Source organism: Bradyrhizobium sp. ma5, from assembly GCF_042258955.1.
Lineage (GTDB): Bacteria > Pseudomonadota > Alphaproteobacteria > Rhizobiales > Xanthobacteraceae > Bradyrhizobium.
This window is the reverse complement of the sequence record NZ_CP170156.1, coordinates 6,712,255-6,733,282: the sequence shown is the minus strand read 5'-3', so window position 1 is coordinate 6,733,282 and position 21,028 is coordinate 6,712,255. Positions and strand designations below refer to the sequence as shown.

The window sequence follows — 21,028 nt, the reverse complement described above, 5'->3', positions numbered from 1 at the left end:
GGGCTCTCCTGTCACGGAGGGCCCCATTCGCATTGGGACGGTCGATGCCGCGCGCACTGACAATATCGGTCGGGCAATTCTCTGATCAGGGCCGCAAGGACACCAATCAGGATTTCCACGGCGTGCTGATCCCCGACGAGCCGCTGCTCGGCCTGAAGGGCATCGCCGTGGTGCTTGCCGACGGCATCTCCTCGAGCAGCGTCAGCCGCATCGCCGCCGAGTCCGCGGTCAAGAGCTTCCTGACCGATTACTACTGCACCTCGGAATCCTGGTCGGTGAAGACCTCGGCGCAGCGGGTGCTGGAGGCGACCAATTCCTGGCTGCACGCGCAGACCAGGCGCAGCCAGAACCCCTACGACAAGGACAAGGGTTATGTCTGCACGCTGAGCGCGCTGGTGATCCGGTCGACCACGGCCCATCTGTTCCATGTCGGCGACTCCAGGATCTACCGCGTCGCGGGCAACAGCCTCGAGCAATTGACCAACGACCACCGCGTCGTGCTGTCGTCGCAGCAGAGCTATCTCGGCCGCGCGCTCGGCGTGAACCCGCAGCTCGAGATCGACTACCAGAATCTCCGGCTGGAGCGGGGCGACACCTTCCTGCTGGTGACCGACGGCATCTACGAGCACGTCCCGGCGCGGCAGCTGGCGAAGACGATCAGGGATGGCGCTGCCGATCTCGACGCTGCCGCGAAGTCGATCGTCGCGCAAGCCTATGACAACGGCAGCCCGGACAATCTCACCGCGCAGATCATCCGGATCGACGAGTTGCCGGACGGCGATGCCAGCGAGGTGTTCGGCCAGCCCACCGAGCTGCCGCTGCCGCCGCTGCTCGATGCACGGATGCTGTTCGACGGCTACCGCATCGTGCGCGAGCTGCATGCATCGCACCGCAGCCACATCTATCTCGCAGTCGACGAGGAGAGCGGCACCACGGTCACGATCAAGATCCCCTCGATCGACCTGCGTGACGACGGCGCCTATTTGAAGCGCTTCATGATGGAGGAATGGGTCGCGCGGCGGATCGACAGCCCGCATGTGCTGAAGCCGTTTCTGCCGCAGCGCAAGCGCAACTTCCTCTATGTCGCAATGGAGTACATCGACGGCCAGACCCTGACGCAGTGGATGATCGACGATCCTGCGCCGTCGCTGGAGACGGTGCGCGACATCACCGAGCAGATCGCAAAAGGGCTGCGCGCCTTCCACCGCAAGGAGATGCTGCACCAGGACGTCAGGCCCGACAACATCATGATCGACCGGACCGGCACGGTGAAGATCATCGATTTCGGCTCGACGCGGATCTCCGGCGTCGCCGAGGCGGTGCCGGCGGGCGTCGAGGACATCCTGGGCACCCAGCAATACACCGCGCCGGAATATTTCCTGGGCGAGGGCGGCACCGCGCGCTCGGACCTGTTCTCGCTCGGTGTCATCACCTATCAGATGCTGACGGGCCGCTTGCCCTACGGCGCGCAGATCGCGCGCGCCCGCACCCGATCCGACTTCAACCGGCTGGTCTATCGTCCGGCCGCACATGGCGGCCGCGAGATTCCGAACTGGGTCGACGGCACGCTGGAGCGTGCCGTGCACGTCAATCCGCTGAAGCGCTACGACAGCTTTTCGGAGTTTCTGTTCGACCTGCGCAATCCCAACGCAAGATATCTGACGACGTCATCGACGCCGCTGATCGAGCGCAACCCGGTGCTGTTCTGGAAGTCGACGACGCTGGCGCTGGCGCTCGTCGTGGTGCTGCTGCTCGCCTACGGCGCGCATCATTGGCGGTAGCAGGGCCAAATCCGCCGGCCTTTCCCGTCACCTTGAGGAGCGCGCAGCGCGTCTCGAAGGGTCGACGGCCCCGCTGGTGGCCGATTCATCCTTCGAGGCTCGCTGCGCTCGCACCTCAGGATGACGGGAGGAGAGTTGAGTCCACTGCGCCTAATGCGTCGCGCCGGCGGCAATGGGATCGAGACCGCTCTTGACCAGCGCGTCGCGCGCATCTGATGAGGCGAGGAAGCTGATCAGCGCCTTGCCGGCGTCGGGCTCCTTCGAGGCGGTCGCGATGCCGGCGGAGAACACCGTGATCTTCTGCAACGGCTCCGGCAGGGGACCTATGATGTCGATGCCGGCAACCGGCTTCAGCTCCGAGATCTGCTGCAGGCCGATCTCGGCCTCGCCCTTGGCGACGATCTCGCCGACCGGGGTCGCCGGGATCATCCGCGCCTTGTCCTTCATCTGGTCGGCGATGCCGAGTTTTGCGAACATCTCGGTCGAGACGTAGACGCCGCTGGCACTGTCGGAATAGGCGACCGACTTCGCCGCCAGCAGGGCCTGCTTCACGCTGTCGGCCGAGCTGATGTCCGGCTTTGGCGCGCCTGATTTCACCGCAATGCCGATCGGGGATTTCACGAGGTCGACGCGGCTGTCGGCCACCACCTTGCCCTGCTTGATCAGGTCGCCCAGCGCATAGCCGACCATGATCAGCACGTCGGCCGGCTCGCCGCGCGCCAGCCGCACCGGAATGGCGTTGGTCGTGGTGCCCATCGACGGCCCGAAGGCGGTCACCACCTTGTGCCCGGTCTTGCGCTCGAACTCCGGCACCAGCGCCTTGTAGGCCGCGGTCAGCCCGCCCGAGATCATGACATGGACTTCGGCGGCCGATGCGGCTGACGTGAGGGCGAGGGCGCCGATGACGGCGAGCGTGAGGGTGCGGAAGGTGGCGCGCATCGAGTTTCTCCCTGGACGATTCTTGGGAAACGGGTCGTCTTGGCGGGGGAGACTACTGTGCAGTGGAAAGCGTGGCTAGCCGCCTTAGTCATTGCGAGGAGCGAAGCGACGAAGCAATCCCTCTATCCCCGGGTGGGGATATGGATTGCTTCGCTTCGCTCGCAATGACGGGGAAAGAGCGTCGGGGCGTCTCTCACGAATTCACATGCACGAAATCGCGCAGCAACGGGTAGATCTCGTTGTTCCAGCGCTTGCCGGAGAACACGCCGTAATGGCCGACGCCGGCCTGCATGTGGTGCACCTTGCGATAGGTGCGCACGCCGGTGCAGAGGTCCTGGGCGGCGAGCGTCTGCCCGATCGAGCAGATGTCGTCCTTCTCGCCTTCCACCGTCATCAGGCCCATGCGCCGGATCGCCGCCGGATTCACCGGACGGCCGCGATGCATCAGCATGCCCTGCGGCAACAGATGCTCCTGGAACACGTCGCGCACCGTCTCGATATAGAATTCCGCGGGCAGATCCATTACGGCGAAATACTCGTCGTAGAAGGTCTTGATCAGCTCAGCCTTGGCAGTCTCGCCCTTGGCGAGATGGTCGGCGAGGTCAATGTGCTGCTTGATGTGGCGCTCCAGGTTCATCGAGACGAACGCGGTCAGCTGCACGAAGCCGGGATAGACCTGACGCAGCGCGCCCTTGCACTGCATCGGCACGTAGTTGATCAAATTGTCCTCGAACCATTTGATCGGCTTGCTCTTGGCAAATTCGTTCACCTTGGTCGGCAGGATCCGCGTGTCGATCGGGCCGGCCATCAGGGTCAGCGACGCCGGCCGCGCCGGATGATCGTCCTCCGACATGATCGCGGCAGCCGCCAGCGCCGACACCGAAGGCTGGCAGATCGCCACCATATGCGCGCGCGGGCCGAGCTGGCCGAGGAAGTCGATCAGATGGTCGGTGTAGTCCTCGAGCCCGAAGCGGCCCTCCTTGCGCGGAATGTCGCGCGGATTGTGCCAATCGGTGATGTAGACGTCGTGGTCCTGCAGCAGCGTCTTCACGGTGCCGCGCAGCAGCGTGGCAAAATGTCCGGACATCGGCGCCACCAGCAGCAGCCGCGGCTGCTCCGGTCCGTCCACCTTCCTGAAATGCAGCAGCGAGCCGAATGGCGTCGCATAGGCGACCTCCTCGGTCACCTGGTATTCCCGGTTGCCGGAGGACACGCTGCCGATGGCGTAGTCGGGGCGGGCGTAGGTCAGGGTGGAGCGCGAGATCAGCTCGAGCGCCGCCGCGAGCCGGCCGTAGACCCGGTCGGCGGCGCCCTGCGGCACCAGATTGAGGTATTTCAGCGCCGCCGCAGCCCCGGTCCGCCATGGCGCCGTGAGGTCCATGTGGTTCTGATAGGCTTGGTACATCATTGACATCATACGCATCCGCCCCTGGCAGGGATGGATATGCAATATCGACGCCAGAGAGGGGTCGGGCTGCCCGGCAAATTGGCACGTGGCTTGCTGCAAAAATGAACGGCTTCGGGGGCGCGGCGGCTTGGGCCGGCGCGCGCGGCCCGGGGGTAAGGACGCGTTCAGGGCGTGAGGGACCGGTATGGCGAAGGCGACACTCACCATCAGCAGCAAGAATTATTCGTCCTGGTCGCTGCGCGGCTGGTTGCTGGCGAAATTCGCCGGGCTGGAGTTCGAGGAGGTGGTCACCGCGCCGGATGACCCCACGGCGCGGGCCGAGCTGCTGCTGCTGTCGTCGTCGATCCTGGTGCCCTGCCTGCGCCACGAGGGCGCGACCGTCTGGGACACGCTGGCGATCGGCGAGTATCTCAACGAGATCATGCCGCACGCCGGGCTGCTGCCGGACGACCGGATCCAGCGCGCGCATTGCCGCTCGATCTCGGGTGAAATCCATTCCGGCTTCACCACGCTGCGCTCGTCGCTGCCGGTCAACCTCAAGGGGCATTTTCCCGGCTTCAAGATCTGGTCGCGGGCGCAGGCCGATATCGACCGTGTCTGCTCCATCTGGCGCGATTGCCTTAGCCGGTCAGGCGGACCGTTCCTGTTCGGCGAGCGCCGCACCATGGCGGACGCGATGTATGCCCCCGTCGTGACCCGCTTCATGACCTATGACGTGAAGCTCGACCCTGTTCTGACGGCGTATGCCAGGACCATCATGACGATGCCCGAGATGCAGCAATGGATCGAGGCCGCGAAGGCCGAGCCTGCCGACGTCGAGGAGCTCGAGGTCGAATATTAGGCAACGCGCGCCGGGTCCTGCCGGCGCCGGCGGCTCAAGCTCCAGGCAGGCCTTGCTCAATCGACGTGCCGTCGCCGCCCGGCATCGGCACCGCGCGGCGATCGGGCGCAGCGCGCGCCGAACGCAAATTCAGGCCTTGCTCCAGATGCTTCCGCTGAGATGGCCGAGCATGGCGAGGCCGATCGCCGCAGCACAATCGGGCTGGCAAGGATTTCGCATAGCAATAAGCGAGCTGTGACCGCGACGATGCGACGCTGCCGAAAATTTGGACGCTGAGCCGGCGCCGCGATCTCGCGAACACGAGAACCGTGGAGGCTTGAAATGAACCAGCACGCCGCAGTCAGCAAATTCTCCCACGTCAAACCCGGTGACACCGAGTTCAAAGGCGGAGGTCTGCGCGACTTCTTCCTTTATCGCGATCTCGGCATCGCCGACGCCACCGGCGGGCAGGTGATCTGCCATCTGGTCAAGGCCAATCCCGACCTGCCGCCGGAAGAGGGCACCGGCTGGCACAAGCATCTGTGCGATTTTCAGATCGTCATCATGACCAAGGGCTGGGCGCGCTTCATGTACGAGGACAAGGAGACGCTGGTCGAGGCCGGCGACGTGATCCATCAGCGGCCCGGCATCACCCACTATCTGTTCGATTACTCGAAGGACATGGAATACCTCGAGATCGTCAGCCCGGCCGACTTCAAGACCGTGGATGTGCCGCCGGCAACCGAGACCGTGCCGCCGGTGACGCCGTGGAAATGATCGCCAAGGAGGATCAGAGGAGGGTTCGCAAATGTCGTCCGCGGAGGAATTAACCTTTGTCGTCGGCCGCTGGCTGCGGCCGATCGTCATGCTTCTGTGTGTGGTGCGCCGCCTCGGGCTGATGACCACATCTAGCCGTGAACAACGGAGTACGTCGCTTGATCAGTGATTCGGACGCGGTTCGTTCCATCCGCGTTCCAAATCTTAAAACGCCTCGCATGCGCGTTGCGTTTTGAAACAGTGCGCGCCGATGCGCGCCTCAGGCCATGCCTGCCTGCTTCACGCGCGGCGTGCGCCAGGCGATGACATTGACCTCCAGCGGGCCACCGGTCGTGTCATTACGCCACTGGCCGTCGATGAAGCGGCAGGCGAACGGCAGCTGATACGTTCCGCTGTGATCCTCACAAAGCACTTCCACGCGTTGTTCCGGCGAAGGTTCGCCATTGCCGTCGAATTGCGCCAGCCGTTTTTCGCGCGTAGCCATACGATCTGTCTCCACTGCCCAAGGTCGAGCCAAAAGGGGTCGAACCAAACAAGTTCCGAAGGCCCCCGTCCCCACGAGTAGTCCCCGTAATGAGTGAAGCACACCGCTCGAATGCGGTTTCAGTGTGGTATGTCTGCCCCGCTTTCAGCGTCGCGAGCACAAATCTGTGAATGACGCATGTGATTGGGGGATGCCGATGATCGCGCGTTTCGTTGTTGCCTTGCTGGTGCCGCTTGCACTCGGCGTCGTCGGAACCGCGCATGCGCAGGACGTTCCCGGCATCGAGATCTGCACCGTCGAGAAAACCATGGAGCGGCGCACCAGCTGCCTGCAGAGCAATGTCGATTTCCTGCAGAAGACGATCAGCAAGCTCACATCGGATCACCAGCAGAAGCTCGACGCCGCCAACCGGCAGATCGAGAGCCTGAAGAGCACAATCGCGAGCTTGCAGAAGCTCGTCACCGATTTGCAGGCGGCGCAGGTCAAGCTGGCCGACGACCTGAAGAAGAAAGCCGACGCGCCACCGGCCAAGGATGCGGCGCCTGCGGCGAAGGACGGGACGAAGTAGAAAATCGTCGTTGCGAGGAGCGAAGCGACGAAGCAATCCATGCTTCAGCACGTGCGGTACTATGGATTGCTTCGCTTCGCTCGCAATGACGGCAGAGAGTGTGGCTCGTCACGCCACCCGGTATTTCTCCATCACATCGCGATCCGGTTCGTAGCCGAGCCCGGGGCCTTGCGGCACGGCGACATGACCATTGGCGTCGACGTCGATGCGGTCGCCCCACAGGCAGGCGGGGCGCTTCATGAAGAACATTTCGATCAGGCCTTCGTCGCGGATCGCCATCAGATGCAGCGTGGCGAGGAAACCCGGCCCGAAATAGGGCGAATGCGGAATCACCTGGACGCCGAACTCGTCGGCGAGCACGGCCACGCGCAAAAATTCGGTGACGCCGCCGACCTTGATGACCGACGGCTGGGCGTGACTGACTGCGCCCGCCGTCATCATCTGGCGGAATTGATGCACGGTGCAGGCGTTCTCGCCGGCGGCGATATCGAGCCGGCCTTCTCTGCGCACCTCCGCGAGCGTCGCGAAATCCTCCGGCGGCCAGACCGGCTCCTCCAGAAACATCGGCGCAGCCTGCTTGCAGTCGCGGGCGAACTGGATCGCCGCCGGCCCATCCAGCGGGCAATTCATGTCGACCATCAGCGGCACGCCGGGGCCGATCGCTTCGCGCGCCGCAGCAACGGCCGGCACGGTGGTCTCGTGCAGCTTGATCGCGGCGTAACCGAGCTTGATGGCCTTCTTGCATTCGGCGGCGATGGGCGTGGGATTGCCGATCCGCATCAGGCTCGCGTAGGCCGGAATCGTGCTGCGCTTGGCGCCGCCGATCAGTTGATGCAGCGGCACGCCCTTCACCTTGCCGGCGAGATCCCACAGCGCGATGTCGAGCGCCGAAATCGCAAACATCGTGATGCCGTAGCGGCCGAACAGATGCAGATTGCGCTGGATCTGCTCCATCGCGGCGGGAATGCTGGCCGCATCGGGCACCTCGAGGCCGCGGGCCTGCGGCGCGATCATCTCGGCCACCGCCGCGCAGCTCGTCTTCGGGCAGACATAGGCGAAGGCATCGCCCCAGCCGGTCAGGCCGGCATCGGTCGAAACCTCGACCAGCACCATGTCGAGCGCCGAGATCGCGGAAGCGCCCTGGCGGAAGCTCGCAGGGCCGGCGTCATAGGGAATGCGGATGTGGTGGGCGCGGACGTCGGTGATCTTCATTGTTGTTGTCCTTCCGATCGCAGGCTTGCTTGTGACGAGTCTTGCTCCTGACAAGTCTTGCTCGTCAATCGTGTCGAAGACGTGGATGCCCGGCGTAGCCGCCGGGCATCATGAACTCCGGACCTGTGGGGAGGGCTGCTACGAGCTCTTCTCGCCGCTCATGACGGGCCCGAACCGCTCCCAGCTCTCGCCCTTGAAGCGCATCATCTGCAACTGCTCGATCGGTGCATAGTCGTCCGGTCCGGTCTTGATCTTGGTGCCGGGTAGATAGATGCCGATCTCGAAGTTGAGGCTGGCCGCCTGCTTGATCAGGTTCTCGCGGGTGAGGTTGTCGCCGCATTGCCGCAACACCTGCTCGAGCCCCTTGGCGACGCCGTAACCGAACACGGTCGAGGCGTCGTTCTGGTCGCCCTCGGGATACCACTTGGTCATGAAGGCGCGCCACTCGTTCATGGCCGGATCGGTCTTCCACTCGTGATCCGCGGGATCCTTCAGATACTGGGTCGACAGGATGTCCTGGCTCGCCTCATAGCCGGCCGGCTTCATCACGCCGCCGATCGAGACGGAGACGTTGGTCAGGAACTGGACCGGATGCCAATCGAGCTCGGCGGCCTTCTTGATCGCCTGCGCCGCGAATTTCGGCGTTGCGATGTTGACGAAAATGTCGGGATTGGCGCCCTTGATCTGCACGATCTGCGAATCCACCGTCGGCGACGTGGTCTCGTAGGAGGATTCAACGACGATCAGCTTCTTGGCCGCATCGCCGAGCCCGTCATGCAGGCCGGTCAGATAATCTTTGCCGAAATCGTCGTTCTGGTAGAGCACGCCGATGGTCTTGCCAGGATATTTCTGCAGGATGTATTTGGCATAGATGCGGGCCTCGACCTGGTAGCTCGGCTGCCAGCCCATGGTCCACGGAAAATTCTTCGGATCGTTCCACTTGGCGGCGCCGGTGGAGACGAACAGCTGCGGCACCTTCTTGGCGTTCATGTATTTCTGGATCGCAGTGTTGCCCGGCGTGCCCAGCGGATTGAAGATCAACAGCACCTCGTCGCTCTCGACCAGCTTGCGGGCCTGCTCGACCATCTTCGGCGGGCTGTAGCCGTCGTCGTAGGAGACGAAGTTGATCTTGCGGCCGTTGATGCCACCCTCGCTGTTGAGCTTGTTGAAATAGGCCGCTTCCGTCTTGCCGATCGTGGCATAGGCGGATGCCGGGCCCGAATAGGGCATGATGTTGCCGACCTTGATCTCGGTGTCGGTCGCACCCGGATCGTATTTCTTCTGGGCGTTGGCGGCGCTGGCGACGGCGATCGTCAAAAGCCCCGCAAGCGCCGCAGACTTGACGCAGTTGACATAGCTCAGGCGATGGTGGTGCATCATTGTCCTCCCTGACATGCTGGCCGCGGCTCGTGCAGTCTTGATTTTCGGGCAGCTTGGTGAGCCGTCGGATCGATGCAACTGCGAGTATGCACGATTGTAACATTGTTGCCAGCGACGGCTTTGCGGTAAAATTTCGCAGAGCGGAACCACAGTTTCGCCGTTGCGCAGCAAGGACTGTCAAATGCCGTGCGCTGCGGCCATGCATGATGCCCGAGCTTTGCAGGAAGGCGGTCGTCCATGAATCCAGCCCAGAAGGCGCTCTGGTACATCGAAAGCCACCTGCGCACGTCACTGACGCTGGATGATATCGCTGTTGTCGCCGGGGTCTCGCGCTTCCATCTGGTGCGGGCGTTCGCGGAGGCGACCGGCTTTTCGGTGATGCGCTACGTGCGGGCGCGCCGCCTCAGCGAGGCCGCGCGCGAGCTCGCGGCCGGTGCGCCCGACATTCTCACGCTCGCGCTGGATGCGGATTACGGCTCCCACGAGGCATTCACCCGCGCGTTTCGCGACCATTTCGGCGTCACGCCGGAGACGGTGCGCGCGACGACGTGTCTGACCAAGCTCAAGCTCCAGGAGCCGATCACCATGATCTCGACCGCTCTCGATCACATCGATCCGCCGCGTATCGCGATCGGCAAGGCCTTTCTCGTCGCCGGGGTTGGCGAGCGCTACAATCACGCCAATGACAGCACGGCCGGCATTCCGAACCAGTGGCACGGCTTCCACCAGCAATTCGCGCATATTCCCCGCCAGGCCGGTGACGTTGCCTATGGTGTCGGCTGCAACGGCGACGATGCCGGCAATTTCGACTACATCGCAGGCGTCGAGGTCGCCGATTTCTCCGACCTGCCGCGCGAGTTCGCGCGGGTCCGGATCCCGGCGCAGAAATACGTGGTCTTCACCCACGCCGACCACATCTCGACCATCCGCCGCACCGTCAACACGATCTGGAATCGCTGGCTGCCGCAATCCGGCATGACGGTCGCCGACGCGCCGAACTTCGAGCGCTACGACGAGAAGTTCGACAAGAACAGCGGTAATGGCGGGCTGGAGATCTGGGTGCCGGTCGAGGAGTAGCGGCCGGTGTGGTGGTTGCGCGGGAGGCGAGACGTGCGGGAGAACTTTTCAGATGAACGTCGACAGATATGAAAAGCCGGTTGCCATGAGCGATCCGGGACGTCACGCCGCTCTATTCGATGGCCTGCCGCGGGGCGCCGGCGCGCTTGCGACGACAGTGCAGGGTCTGCTGATCCATCAGCACATCGCTCCGGCCTATGGGGTTACGCTCGGCGGCGACCAACAAGCGCAATCGCAGGTCCGTGCCGTCGAGACGATGCTGGATGAAATCGTGACGCGCGATGCGCGGCCGCTTGCCGTGGCGCGTGCCGTCAACGAACGGCAGGTCGGCGTGTGCAGGCACTTCACGCTGCTTCATGTGGCGATGTTGCGCACGCAGGGCATTCCGGCGCGTGCCCGTTGCGGGTTCGGCGCCTATTTCGAAGCGGGAAAATATCTCGACCATTGGGTGACGGAGTACTGGAACGAGGAACGGAAATGCTGGGTCTTGTTCGATTCCCAGATCGACGATCGGCAGCGCGAGCTGTTCAGGATCGGGTTCGATGCGGCGGATGTGCCGCGAGATCAGTTCCTGGTCGCCGGCGATGCCTGGTCGCTCTGCCGCGAGGGGAGCCGCGATCCCGGCGCCTTCGGCATCCTCGACATGCACGGACTTTGGTTCATCGCCGGCAATCTTGTCCGCGACATCGGCGCGCTGAACAATCGCGAGATGCTGCCGTGGGACGTTTGGGGCGCCATGCGCATGCAGGACAACGAACTGGACCTCGCCTTCTTCGACCGGCTGGCAAGCGTCAGTCGCGAGCCCGATGCTCACGTCGATGAACTCGGTGCGCTTGATCGTGATGAGCGGGTGCGTATTCCCGGAGCCGTGTTCAACGCCGTGCTCGACTGCGTGCAGGAGGTGTAGACGAAGGTCGCGGGCGGGCCGGACTTCGAGCGCTATGACGAGAAGTTCGGCAAGAACAGCGGTAACGGCGGGCTCGAGATCTGGGTGCCTGTCGAAGGGTAGGGCGCTTTCTCCAAGCATGGAACGGTTGCCATTCGAGCGACCCCAGCAGCCTTTGGGGGCCTGATGCGGCGGCTGCTGGGGCCATCTACCGGCCCGATGCGCCGAGCCAGGTTCGCGAGGGCTCCACTTGGACCAAGGCTATGGCGGCTGTTGCGACGCGGGCCACCGAGCCAATCTTTTGGCCGCATCCATGATCTGAATATGTGAGTGGATTTGCAGCTTCCTGAGCAAACGAACGCGCTGGACCGATATCTGCGCTTCGGTCCCACCGATCTGCGCGGCAATCTGAGCATCGCACCGCCCGAGGGCCATGCGCCTCAGGAGCTTCTTTTCGCGCGGGCTCAGGAGCAGCACGGGACGCCTTCACGACACGAACATCGCAATGCCGATAATGACGAGTGGGCTTAGCCCCATCAGAACGATGCAAACGCTCTCAAGTATGTCACTGTCCATGACGCAACTCCTGCGTTGGGACTGGAACCTACACCCGGTGGAACTCGGCGAGCTAGTGCACTTTGTGCCTCGGAAACCAACCGAAACAACTGGGACTGCTGCACTGCGGACCTCCGTTGAACGCGATGGGCCGATGGATTGATCTATCTCAATCTCCGTTCGAAATGCCGACCCAGCCTTGCTCGCAATCCTGCGATACGTCCAGGCGATCGGGAGGTGGGGCATGTATCGGCATCTTCTCATTTCGGTAGATGGCTCGGAACTGGCGGGCTGAGATGTCGGAGGCTTCGGATTCCCTGTTCGGGAGCGTGCTGGATCCGATGGAACGGATCTCCGAAACCCTGTTCGGCCTGATCATGGCTCTCACCTTTATCTGCTCGCTCGGCATCGCAACCGGGACAAACATCAATCTCAAGACCATGCTGATCGGTGCGCTCGGCTGCAACCTTGCCTGGGGTATCGTTGACGGCGGTCTTTATCTGCTGGGCCGGATCAACAGTCGGGGAGGCAAGCTTCGAATGCTCCACGCGGTGCGGCAGGCGCCGGATTCCGAGACCGCGCACAGCGTCATCGCTGACGCACTGCCACCGGAATTGGCGGCGGTCTTGCCTGCGCAGCAATTGGAAGCGATACGGCAGAAACTGCAACGTTTGCCTGAGACGTCCAGCGGACCGAAACTGACGAAGCGTGATTGGATTGGGGCGCTGGGTCTTTGCTTGCTGAGCTTCCTTTCGACCTTCCCGGTGGTCATCCCGTTTCTATTCCTGAGCGACGCCAGATTGGCGCTGCGCGTCTCCTACGCCGTCGCTATCATCATGCTGTTTTGCTGTGGTTACGTGTTCGGAATTCAAAGCGGGTTACGGCCCTGGGCCGCTGGCCTTGCGATGGTGGCAGTTGGTGGTGCGCTGGTTGGCATAGCGGTGGCTCTTGGAGGATAGCGACGGTGAGGCGGCCCGGTGCTGCATTGGTTCGTCGGTTGCGTGATGCCATATGCACCGCGTTGGTCGGGATGTGCCTTGCACCAGTGACCGGGGCTCTCGCACAAGCCAATCCCCCAGGTCCCGGCAGTGCGATCGGGCTTGGTAACCGCGGATGGTCGGCGGCTGATACCAACCGTGATACCACGACAAACGAACTCGAATTCAGCGCCCGCGCGGGCGTTGCATCCGACTACATCTATCGCGGGACCACGCTTTCCGATCATGGGCCCGCGGCAGGTGCCGCCTTCGAAACAAGATTTGGTGCGGTATACGCAGGAACTACCGTGGCCACCGTCAAGCTACCGACCCAGCCGGCCGCCGAGTTGACGTTTGCCGGCGGGGTCCGCCCGAAGATCGCAAACATCGATTTCGATCTTGGCGTCACCTATTTCGCTTATCCCAGTGAACGGCTTCCCGGTGAGACGAACGGCATAAACTATTGGGAAGCGGTTATTCGCGGCGATCGTCGCATCACCGAAGACATCCATATCGCGGCCGGCTACGCCTATTCGCCTGACGTCTCGAACACCGGCGCCTGGAGCCAGTATGCCGCGGCCGGTATCGGCTACGATGTGCCAGGCCGGCTGCTGCCGCAGGACCTGGCCGTGTCGTTCACGGCTGCTGCCGGCTATTCCTGGTTCGGCAATCAGGCCGCGCAACTCGGCGGCTTCCCGCTACCTGCCTATCTCAACTGGCAGGCGGGCGTGACCTTCACACACAAAGCCTTCAATCTCGATCTGCGCTACTACGACACCAATCTGTCGAGGGAGAACTGCTTTGTCTTCACGGGCGATCCGAATGCGCGTTCGGGTGGCCACGTGAATCCCGTCACCAACCCTGACGGCCTGGTCTCGAACTGGTGCGGCGCGACGTTTGTTGCGAAGGCCTGGTTTGCCTTCAACTAGCTCTCGGTGGCGGCTCGCGTGTCTGCTACCGAGCGAAAGCGGATATCGTGAGCCTCGGGACGCCGCGGCCGCTCGCTCAAGCACTTGCGTCTCTGAATACTGGATCACCCGTATGCGCATGCGCGGGTGATGACACCGCGCTGTTTGAAAGGTTGAGCGGAGGACCATCTTCATCGTCGTCCTGGCGAAAGCCAGGACCCATTACCCCAAATGGCAATCGTTCCGCGACGCTGGGGCCGCGATCTCTTTCACAATCAAATTCGGTGGCTATGGGTCCTGGCTTTCGCCAGGACGACACTGTCTTTGATGCTCGAAAGTGCCTAGATCAGTGCGATCTTGCGAGGCAGAACGCGACGACCTGTTCCAGCGCCGTCTTCATCGGCGAGGACGGGAACAGCGCCAGCGCGTCGACCGCCATGGCGCCGTAGTGGTGGGCGCGGCTGATGGTGTCTTCCAGTGCACGGTGCTTGGTCATCAGCCCGATCGCGTGATCGAGATCGGCTGCTCCGATCTCGCCGCGCTCCAGTGCGCGGATCCAGAACTGGCGCTCGGTGTCGTTGCCGCGGCGGAAGGCGAGCACCACGGGAAGCGTGATCTTGCCCTCGCGGAAATCGTCGCCGACATTCTTGCCGAGTTTTGCGGATTTGCCGCCATAGTCGAGCACGTCGTCGACGAGCTGGAAGGCGATGCCGAGATTCATGCCGACCGAGCGGCAGGCGGTCTGCTCGGCCTTGGGCCGGTTGGCGATCACGGGACCGACCTCGCAGGCGGCGGCGAACAGCTCCGCCGTCTTGCCGCGGATCACGGCGAGATACTCGTCCTCGGTGGTCGCGGTGTTCTTGGCGGCGGCAAGCTGCATCACCTCGCCCTCGGCGATGGTGGCGGCGGCCGCGGAGAGAATGTCGAGCGCGCGCAGCGAGCCGACCTCGACCATCATCCGGAATGCCTGGCCGAGCAGGAAGTCGCCGACCAGCACGCTGGCCTCGTTGCCCCACAGCATCCGCGCGGACAATTTGCCGCGGCGCAGCTCGCTCTCGTCGACCACGTCGTCGTGCAGCAGGGTCGCGGTATGCATGAACTCGACCGCGGCGGCGAGCTTGATATGGCCGTCGCCTGTGTAGTCGGCGAGTTGGGCCATCGCCAGGGTCAGCATCGGGCGCAGCCGTTTGCCGCCGGAGGAGATCAGATGATTGGCGACCTCGGGGATCATGGTGACTTCGGAGCCGGTCCGCGAAAGGATGGTCGCGTTGACGCGCTCCATGTCGGCGGCGACAAGTCCCACCAGCCCGTCGATCGAAGCATTGGACGGGCTTTCGAAGGGTACAATAACCGCCACGCTGGTCTCCAATTTTGCCGAATTCGCACTAGCTCAGCTATAACAATAGAAACTGCGCGGTGCAGCGGCAAGGCCACGAAGTTGTTGACATGTGACGCATTGGCCGCACAGCCGGGCGGAGAGGAGAGTGGGTTTTGCGGGAATTGGTACGGACCAATGACGTGGTGCTGGTCTCCGCCGTCGGAGCGCTGCTCGACAGCGCTAACATCCATCATCTGGTGCTGGACCAGAACATGAGCATCATCGAGGGCTCGCTCGGCGTGCTGCCGCGGCGGATCCTGGTGCACGAGGACGACAACCACGAGGCCCGTCAGCTCCTGACCGATGCCGGCCTGGGCCACGAATTGCGGGCCGATGACTAGGGCATCTTCAAGCGAGGTGGGCTCCGGTTCGCGTCAAGAAAACGCGTCAAAAAACCAGTCTCCGGCCGCCGAGATCACCGAAGACGGATTCCTCGGCGGGCAATTGCGGCTGCGGCAGCCGCGCAGCGGCCACCGCGCCGGCCATGACGCGATCCTGCTGGCCGGGGCGACGCCGGCGCGATCAGGCGACCGGGTCGTCGATCTCGGCTCCGGCGTCGGCGCCGCCGGGCTTTCGGTGGCGCGGCGGGTCAGCGGGATCGATCTGGTTCTGGTCGAAATCGACCCTGCATTGGCCGAGCTTGCCCGGAATAACGCCACCGCCAACGCGATCATGGCCGAGGTGATCGTGCTCGATGTCGAGGCCGGCGCTTCAGCGTTCGATGACGCCGGACTGGCGCCCGACAGCGCCGACGTCGTGCTGATGAACCCGCCGTTCAACGATGCCACCAGGCACCGCGCCTCGCCGGACGGCGTCCGGCAGCGCGCCCATGTCGCGACCGCGACGACGCTCGCAGCCTGGGTTCACGTGGCGCGGCGGATCCTCAAGTCGAACGGGCAGCTTGCGATGATCTGGCGGGCCGACGGGATTGCCGAGGTGCTGGCCGCGCTGGATCGCGGCTTTGGCAGCCTCGAGATCCTGCCGGTTCACGGCGAGGCGACGTCGCCGGCGATTCGAATCCTGGTGCGGGCCACCAAGGGCGGCCGGGCGCCGACGCGGCTGCATGCCGCGCTGTTGCTCAATGAAGAGTCAGGTGTGCCCAATAAATGGGTGCAGGAGATTTTGGCTGGAAAGGGAGAATTGCCGCTGGCGCGGCGCTAACGGGCAGGCGCTGCCCGCATCGTCATTGGCACAAAGTTACTGCGGGGCCGTTTCTGACTGGCGTTCAGGCCTGGATGTGAAGTGGATCGCCGTGAGGAGCGTACCGATCAGCAAAATCAGCAGGTAGATCTTCATGGTTTCCTCTCCGCCCGCGCGTTGCAACCCCAATGACAAAATGCAAAACGCGTTCCACGAAATCCAATGACACTGGCGTGATAAAAAGTGGTTAATCCGAGGTAACGGCATGAGTGAACAAACAAGTGATCGCCAGGGGCATTCTGGAGGACGTTCGGGACTGCTCGAACGCGTGCAGGGAATGTTGCCGGCACGTTTCCGGCGCGGCATGGCCGTGGTGCCGGTGGTGCGGCTGTCGGGCGTGATCGGCGCGGTGACGCCGCTGCGGCCCGGCATGTCGCTCGCGGGCGTCGCCAAGATGCTGGAGCGCGCCTTTGGCACTCGGAATGCCAAGGCGGTTGCGCTGGTGATCAATTCGCCGGGCGGCTCGCCGGTGCAGTCGCGCCAAATCTATCTGCGCATCCGGCAACTGGCCGCCGAGAAGAAGCTGCCGGTGCTGGTGTTCGCGGAGGACGTCGCGGCCTCCGGCGGCTACATGATCGCCTGTGCCGGCGACGAGATTTACTGCGACCCGTCGTCGATCCTCGGCTCGATCGGCGTGGTCGGCGGCAGCTTTGGTTTCCAGGAGGCGATCAAGAAGATCGGGGTCGAGCGGCGGCTCTACACAGCCGGCAGCCATAAGGCGATGCTCGATCCGTTTCTCCCCGAGAACCCCGATGACGTCGCCCGGCTGAAGTCGATCCAGCGCGAGATCCATGCAACCTTCATCAACCTTGTAAAGCAGAGCCGCGGCAGCCGTCTGAAGGCTGCCGACGACGTGCTGTTCACCGGCGAGTACTGGGCCGGCGAGACCGCTGTTGGCCTCGGGCTTGCCGACGGCATCGGCGACCTGCGCGCGACGCTGCGGGCCCGGTATGGCGAGAAGGTGCTGACCCCGGTGATCGCGCCCGCGAGCGGCATGTTGTCCGGCCTGCTCGGCCGGCGGGCGCCCGGCGCGGGGTCGATGGCGGCACTGGACGGGCTCGCAAGCCTGCCGGACGATTTGATCTCGGCGGTCGAAACGAGGGCGATTTGGGCCAGATTCGGGCTGTGAACACGGGGATTTGAGCGCGCCATTTTGCCCCAAAAGCGCGATTGCGGCGCAGGCCGCCTTGCGCAAGAATACCTTCCATTGGGGGCCTGACAGACGTGAACGACAAGGATCGACCGATGCCGCCGCTGATTGCATTCGCAGGCGTCCTGGGTGGCCTGGCCGTGGTCCGCTGGGCATACAAGACGGCCGTTCGGATCAACCAGGAACTGGAAGAGGCGCGCTTGTCCCGCGTGGCCGAGCCCACGCGTGCGAGCGAAATCAAGACCCTGCGCCGCGACCCCGTCACCGGGGCCTATCGGCCGGGCTAACAGCTTTCGGATTCCGCAAGATGGCGGTGCCGGATTTTCCGGCATCGCCTTGATTCCATTGGCTGCCGCCGATACGGTCCCGCGCGCTTCAAAACCCCCTCGCGAGACCTGTACTGACGATGGACGCCCTGCCTGACCACATGCGCCCGGAACGTTCGTTCCAGGGCTTCATCCTGGCTCTCCAGCGATTCTGGGCCGAGCAGGGTTGCGTCATCCTGCAGCCCTACGACATGGAAATGGGCGCCGGCACCTTCCATCCCGCGACCACGCTGCGCGCGCTCGGGCCAAAGCCGTGGAATGCGGCCTATGTGCAGCCATCGCGGCGGCCCAAGGACGGCCGCTACGGCGAAAATCCCAACCGGATGCAGCACTACTACCAGTTCCAGGTGATCATGAAGCCGTCGCCGCCGAACCTTCAGGACCTGTACCTGAAGTCGCTCGCGGCCATCGGGATCGACGCCGCCGTCCATGACATCCGCTTCGTCGAGGACGACTGGGAGAGCCCGACGCTGGGCGCCTGGGGTTTGGGCTGGGAATGCTGGTGCGACGGCATGGAGGTGTCGCAGTTCACCTACTTCCAGCAGGTCGCCGGCGTCGAATGCGCGCCGGTCGCGGGCGAGCTCACTTACGGGCTCGAGCGGCTCGCGATGTATGTGCAGGGCGTCGACCGCGTCTACGACCTCAACTTCAATGGCCGCGAGGGCGCCGAGAAGGTGACCTATGGCGACGTCTTCCTGCAGGCCGAGCAGGAATATTCGCGGCACAATTTCGAATACGCCGACACCGCGATGCTGTTCGAGCAATTCAGGATGGCGGAAGAGGCCTGCCGCAAATATCTCGCCGCCGGCTGGCAAGAGAATTCTAAGAATCCGGGTGGCAATCAAAAGGAACATCTGATGGCCTTGCCGGCCTACGACCAGTGCATCAAGGCGAGCCACGTGTTCAACCTGCTCGACGCCCGCGGCGTCATCTCGGTGACCGAGCGGCAGAGCTATATCGGGCGGGTGCGCGATCTGGCGAAGGCCTGCGGCGAGGCCTGGATCCACACTGAAACGGGCAGGGCGGTCTGATGCCCGATCTTCTCCTCGAACTGTTCTCCGAAGAAATTCCCGCGCGCATGCAGGCCAAGGCGGCGGACGATCTGCGCCGCATGGTGACCGACAAGCTGGTCGCCGAGGGCCTCGTCTATGAAGGCGCCAAGGCGTTCGCGACCCCGCGCCGCCTGGCGCTGACCGTGCACGGCATTCCGGCGCGCCAGCCCGATCTGAAGTCTGAACGTCGCGGTCCGAAGATCGGCGCCCCGGATGGGGCGGTGCAGGGCTTTCTGAAAGCGACCGGTCTCAACTCGCTGGATGAAGCGAAGATCCAGAAAGACCCGAAGGGCGATTTCTACATCGCGCTGATCGAGAAGCCCGGCCGCGCCGCGATCGACGTGATCGCGGAGATGATCCCGGTGATCATCCGCACCTTCCCCTGGCCGAAATCGATGCGCTGGGGCGCGCGCTCGGCCAAATCAGGCTCGCTGACCTGGGTGCGCCCGCTGCACGCCATCACCGCGACTTTTGGGCTCGAGACTGAAGAGCCGGACATTGTGAAATTCTCGGTGGACGGCGTCGAGGCCGGGCAGACCACCTATGGCCACCGCTTCATGGCGCCTGGTGCGATCAGCGTGCGCCGCTTCGAGGATTACGAGGCCAAGCTGAAGGCCGCCAAGGTCATCCTCGATCCGCAGGCGCGCAAGGACATCATCCTCGAGGACGCCAAGGAACTTGCATTCGCGCAGGGCCTCGAGCTGGTCGAGGACCAGGTGTTGTTAGATGAGGTCTCCGGTCTCGTCGAATGGCCGGTCGTGATGATGGGATCGTTCGAAAAGGAATTCTTGTCGATTCCGGATGAAGTGATCCGCGCCACCATCCGCAACAACCAGAAGTGCTTCGTGGTCAAGGACCCCAAGACGGGCAAGCTGACCAACAAGTTCGTGCTGACCGCCAACATCGAGGCGCCCGACGGCGGCAAGACCATCGTCGCCGGCAACGAGCGCGTGATCCGCCCGCGGCTGTCGGACGCGAAGTTCTTCTACGAGACCGATCTCAAGACCAGGCTGGAAGACCGGCTGCCGAAGTTCGAGCAGATCGTGTTCCACGAGAAGCTCGGCACACAGGCTGAGAGGATCAAGCGGATCGAACGTCTCGCAGCCGAGATCGCGCCGCTGGTCGGCGCCGATGTCGAGAAGACTAAGCGCGCCGCGCGCCTCGCGAAGGCGGATTTGCTGACCGAAGTCGTCGGGGAATTCCCCGAACTGCAAGGCCTGATGGGCAAGTACTACGCGCTGGCGCAGGGCGAAGATGCGTCCGTGGCGGCAGCGAGCGAAGAGCATTGGAAGCCGCAGGGGCCGACCGATCGCGTGCCGACCGATCCGGTGAGCGTCGCGGTGGCGCTGGCGGACAAGCTCGATACACTTGTTGGGTTCTGGACAATCGATGAGAAGCCGACGGGATCGAAGGACCCGTTTGCGCTGAGACGAGCAGCGCTCGGCGTGGTGAGAACTATTCTGACCCTTAATCGTCCGTTGAACTTGCTCAAGCTCTTCGACGAAGCGTGTGCGCTGTTCCCGCCTAAGCTGCCAGGGGAAGAAAATACGGGAGCTTACGCCGCGCATCGGCTATCGCAAAAGCCAGACACCGGGCCCGCGCGGTCGGAGAGGTACTATGTTTCGCAAGAGTTGCTGGGCTTTTTCGCTGATCGCCTGAAAGTCCAGTTGCGGGAACAGGGCGCCAGGCACGATCTTGTCGACTCAGTGTTCGCGCTTCACGATGACGATGATCTCCTGCGCATTGTTCGCCGCGTCGAGGCGCTTGGAAAATTCCTCGACACCGATGACGGCAAGAACCTGCTCGCGGGCACAAAACGCGCCAGCAACATCCTCAGCATTGAGGAGAAGAAGGACAAGCGTGCGTTTGATGGCGCGCCCGACGCTGCGCTCTACAAGCTCGATGAAGAGAAGATTCTTGCCAAGGCGATCGACCAGGTGAAGGCCGAGGCCTCCGCCGCGGTTGCAAAAGAAGACTTCGCCGGTGCGATGAGCGCGATGGCGAAGCTGCGTCCGGCGGTCGATGCGTTCTTCGACAAGGTCAAGGTCAACGACGACGACCAGAAGGTGCGCGAAAACCGACTGAAGCTGCTCAACGAAATCCGCGCCGCGACGCGTGCGGTGGCGGATTTCTCCAAAATCGAGGGCTGA

Annotated in this window: 21 protein-coding genes; 14 read left to right on the top strand and 7 right to left on the bottom strand. The window is 63.5% G+C overall.

The annotated features are described in order from the left end of the window. The first annotated feature begins 44 nt into the window (after window positions 1–44). Complete coding sequence (locus ACE103_RS31785) at window positions 45–1,781, top strand: protein kinase (protein ID WP_375776260.1); 1,737 nt, start codon at window positions 45–47, stop codon at window positions 1,779–1,781. A 150-nt stretch (window positions 1,782–1,931) separates the two neighbouring features. On the opposite strand, the gene ACE103_RS31780 is transcribed toward ACE103_RS31785, so the two are convergent. Next, window positions 1,932–2,720: an extracellular solute-binding protein gene (locus ACE103_RS31780; RefSeq protein WP_375776259.1), complete on the bottom strand. Its 789-nt coding sequence runs from the start codon at window positions 2,718–2,720 to the stop codon at window positions 1,932–1,934. 193 nt (window positions 2,721–2,913) lie between these two features. Continuing rightward, window positions 2,914–4,137 (bottom strand): polyhydroxyalkanoate depolymerase, encoded by a 1,224-nt coding sequence (locus tag ACE103_RS31775; RefSeq protein ID WP_375781223.1) that lies wholly within the window; start codon window positions 4,135–4,137, stop codon window positions 2,914–2,916. A 175-nt stretch (window positions 4,138–4,312) separates the two neighbouring features. On the opposite strand from ACE103_RS31775, the gene ACE103_RS31770 reads away from it, so the two are divergent. After that, entirely contained in the window at window positions 4,313–4,969 is a 657-nt protein-coding gene (locus ACE103_RS31770) for a glutathione S-transferase (protein WP_375776258.1), read from the top strand. A gap of 321 nt (window positions 4,970–5,290) precedes the next feature. Next, window positions 5,291–5,725, top strand: a complete 435-nt coding sequence (locus ACE103_RS31765; RefSeq protein WP_212310646.1) for a cupin domain-containing protein — start codon at window positions 5,291–5,293, stop codon at window positions 5,723–5,725. Window positions 5,726–5,984: 259 nt separating this feature from the next. Here ACE103_RS31765 and ACE103_RS31760 read toward each other — a convergent pair whose 3' ends face one another. Beyond that, window positions 5,985–6,209 (bottom strand): hypothetical protein, encoded by a 225-nt coding sequence (locus ACE103_RS31760; protein ID WP_375776257.1) that lies wholly within the window; start codon window positions 6,207–6,209, stop codon window positions 5,985–5,987. A gap of 196 nt (window positions 6,210–6,405) precedes the next feature. On the opposite strand from ACE103_RS31760, the gene ACE103_RS31755 reads away from it, so the two are divergent. After that, a complete protein-coding gene (locus tag ACE103_RS31755; protein WP_375776256.1) occupies window positions 6,406–6,777 on the top strand; it encodes a hypothetical protein in 372 nt (123 codons plus the stop codon). A 108-nt stretch (window positions 6,778–6,885) separates the two neighbouring features. Here the strand turns inward: ACE103_RS31755 and ACE103_RS31750 are convergent, their stop codons facing one another. Next, window positions 6,886–7,989, bottom strand: coding sequence for a mandelate racemase/muconate lactonizing enzyme family protein (locus ACE103_RS31750; RefSeq protein WP_375776255.1), 1,104 nt, complete (start codon window positions 7,987–7,989; stop codon window positions 6,886–6,888). 138 nt (window positions 7,990–8,127) lie between these two features. Next, window positions 8,128–9,369, bottom strand: a complete 1,242-nt coding sequence (locus ACE103_RS31745; RefSeq protein WP_375776254.1) for an ABC transporter substrate-binding protein — start codon at window positions 9,367–9,369, stop codon at window positions 8,128–8,130. 237 nt (window positions 9,370–9,606) lie between these two features. Here ACE103_RS31745 and ACE103_RS31740 point away from each other — a divergent pair, with 237 nt between their 5' ends. Continuing rightward, window positions 9,607–10,446, top strand: a complete 840-nt coding sequence (locus ACE103_RS31740; protein WP_375776253.1) for a GyrI-like domain-containing protein — start codon at window positions 9,607–9,609, stop codon at window positions 10,444–10,446. 52 nt (window positions 10,447–10,498) lie between these two features. Then, the gene (locus ACE103_RS31735) at window positions 10,499–11,353 is read left to right on the top strand and encodes a transglutaminase-like domain-containing protein (protein ID WP_375776252.1); all 855 of its coding nucleotides are present in this window, start codon (window positions 10,499–10,501) and stop codon (window positions 11,351–11,353) included. Window positions 11,354–11,593: 240 nt separating this feature from the next. On the opposite strand, the gene ACE103_RS31730 is transcribed toward ACE103_RS31735, so the two are convergent. Next, a complete protein-coding gene (locus tag ACE103_RS31730) occupies window positions 11,594–11,767 on the bottom strand; it encodes a hypothetical protein (RefSeq protein WP_375781222.1) in 174 nt (57 codons plus the stop codon). 416 nt (window positions 11,768–12,183) lie between these two features. Here ACE103_RS31730 and ACE103_RS31725 point away from each other — a divergent pair, with 416 nt between their 5' ends. Together ACE103_RS31725 and ACE103_RS31720 are read left to right on the top strand one after the other, a co-directional pair. Further along, window positions 12,184–12,846 (top strand): VIT1/CCC1 transporter family protein, encoded by a 663-nt coding sequence (locus ACE103_RS31725; RefSeq protein ID WP_375776251.1) that lies wholly within the window; start codon window positions 12,184–12,186, stop codon window positions 12,844–12,846. A 71-nt stretch (window positions 12,847–12,917) separates the two neighbouring features. Then, on the top strand, window positions 12,918–13,793 hold the full coding sequence (locus ACE103_RS31720; RefSeq protein ID WP_375776250.1) for a TorF family putative porin: 876 nt from the start codon (window positions 12,918–12,920) through the stop codon (window positions 13,791–13,793). Window positions 13,794–14,118: 325 nt separating this feature from the next. Here ACE103_RS31720 and ACE103_RS31715 read toward each other — a convergent pair whose 3' ends face one another. Continuing rightward, entirely contained in the window at window positions 14,119–15,129 is a 1,011-nt protein-coding gene (locus ACE103_RS31715; protein ID WP_173638096.1) for a polyprenyl synthetase family protein, read from the bottom strand. Window positions 15,130–15,263: 134 nt separating this feature from the next. Here ACE103_RS31715 and ACE103_RS31710 point away from each other — a divergent pair, with 134 nt between their 5' ends. The 6 genes from ACE103_RS31710 (at window position 15,264) to glyS (ending at window position 21,028) form a co-directional block, all read left to right on the top strand. Further along, window positions 15,264–15,491, top strand: a complete 228-nt coding sequence (locus ACE103_RS31710) for a DUF2007 domain-containing protein (RefSeq protein ID WP_092116072.1) — start codon at window positions 15,264–15,266, stop codon at window positions 15,489–15,491. Further along, window positions 15,484–16,311 (top strand): tRNA1(Val) (adenine(37)-N6)-methyltransferase, encoded by an 828-nt coding sequence (locus tag ACE103_RS31705; protein ID WP_375776249.1) that lies wholly within the window; start codon window positions 15,484–15,486, stop codon window positions 16,309–16,311. Before ACE103_RS31710 ends, ACE103_RS31705 begins: the two co-directional genes overlap by 8 nt. Before the next feature lie 244 nt (window positions 16,312–16,555). Next, window positions 16,556–17,479 (top strand): S49 family peptidase, encoded by a 924-nt coding sequence (locus ACE103_RS31700; protein WP_375776248.1) that lies wholly within the window; start codon window positions 16,556–16,558, stop codon window positions 17,477–17,479. A 116-nt stretch (window positions 17,480–17,595) separates the two neighbouring features. Beyond that, the gene (locus tag ACE103_RS31695) at window positions 17,596–17,787 is read left to right on the top strand and encodes a hypothetical protein (RefSeq protein ID WP_223975290.1); all 192 of its coding nucleotides are present in this window, start codon (window positions 17,596–17,598) and stop codon (window positions 17,785–17,787) included. Between the two features lie 119 nt (window positions 17,788–17,906). After that, window positions 17,907–18,857 carry a glycine--tRNA ligase subunit alpha gene (locus tag ACE103_RS31690; RefSeq protein WP_375776247.1) on the top strand — a complete coding sequence of 317 codons (951 nt, stop codon included), beginning with the start codon at window positions 17,907–17,909 and terminating at the stop codon, window positions 18,855–18,857. After that, window positions 18,857–21,028, top strand: a complete 2,172-nt coding sequence (gene glyS, locus ACE103_RS31685) for a glycine--tRNA ligase subunit beta (RefSeq protein WP_375776246.1) — start codon at window positions 18,857–18,859, stop codon at window positions 21,026–21,028. Before ACE103_RS31690 ends, glyS begins: the two co-directional genes overlap by 1 nt.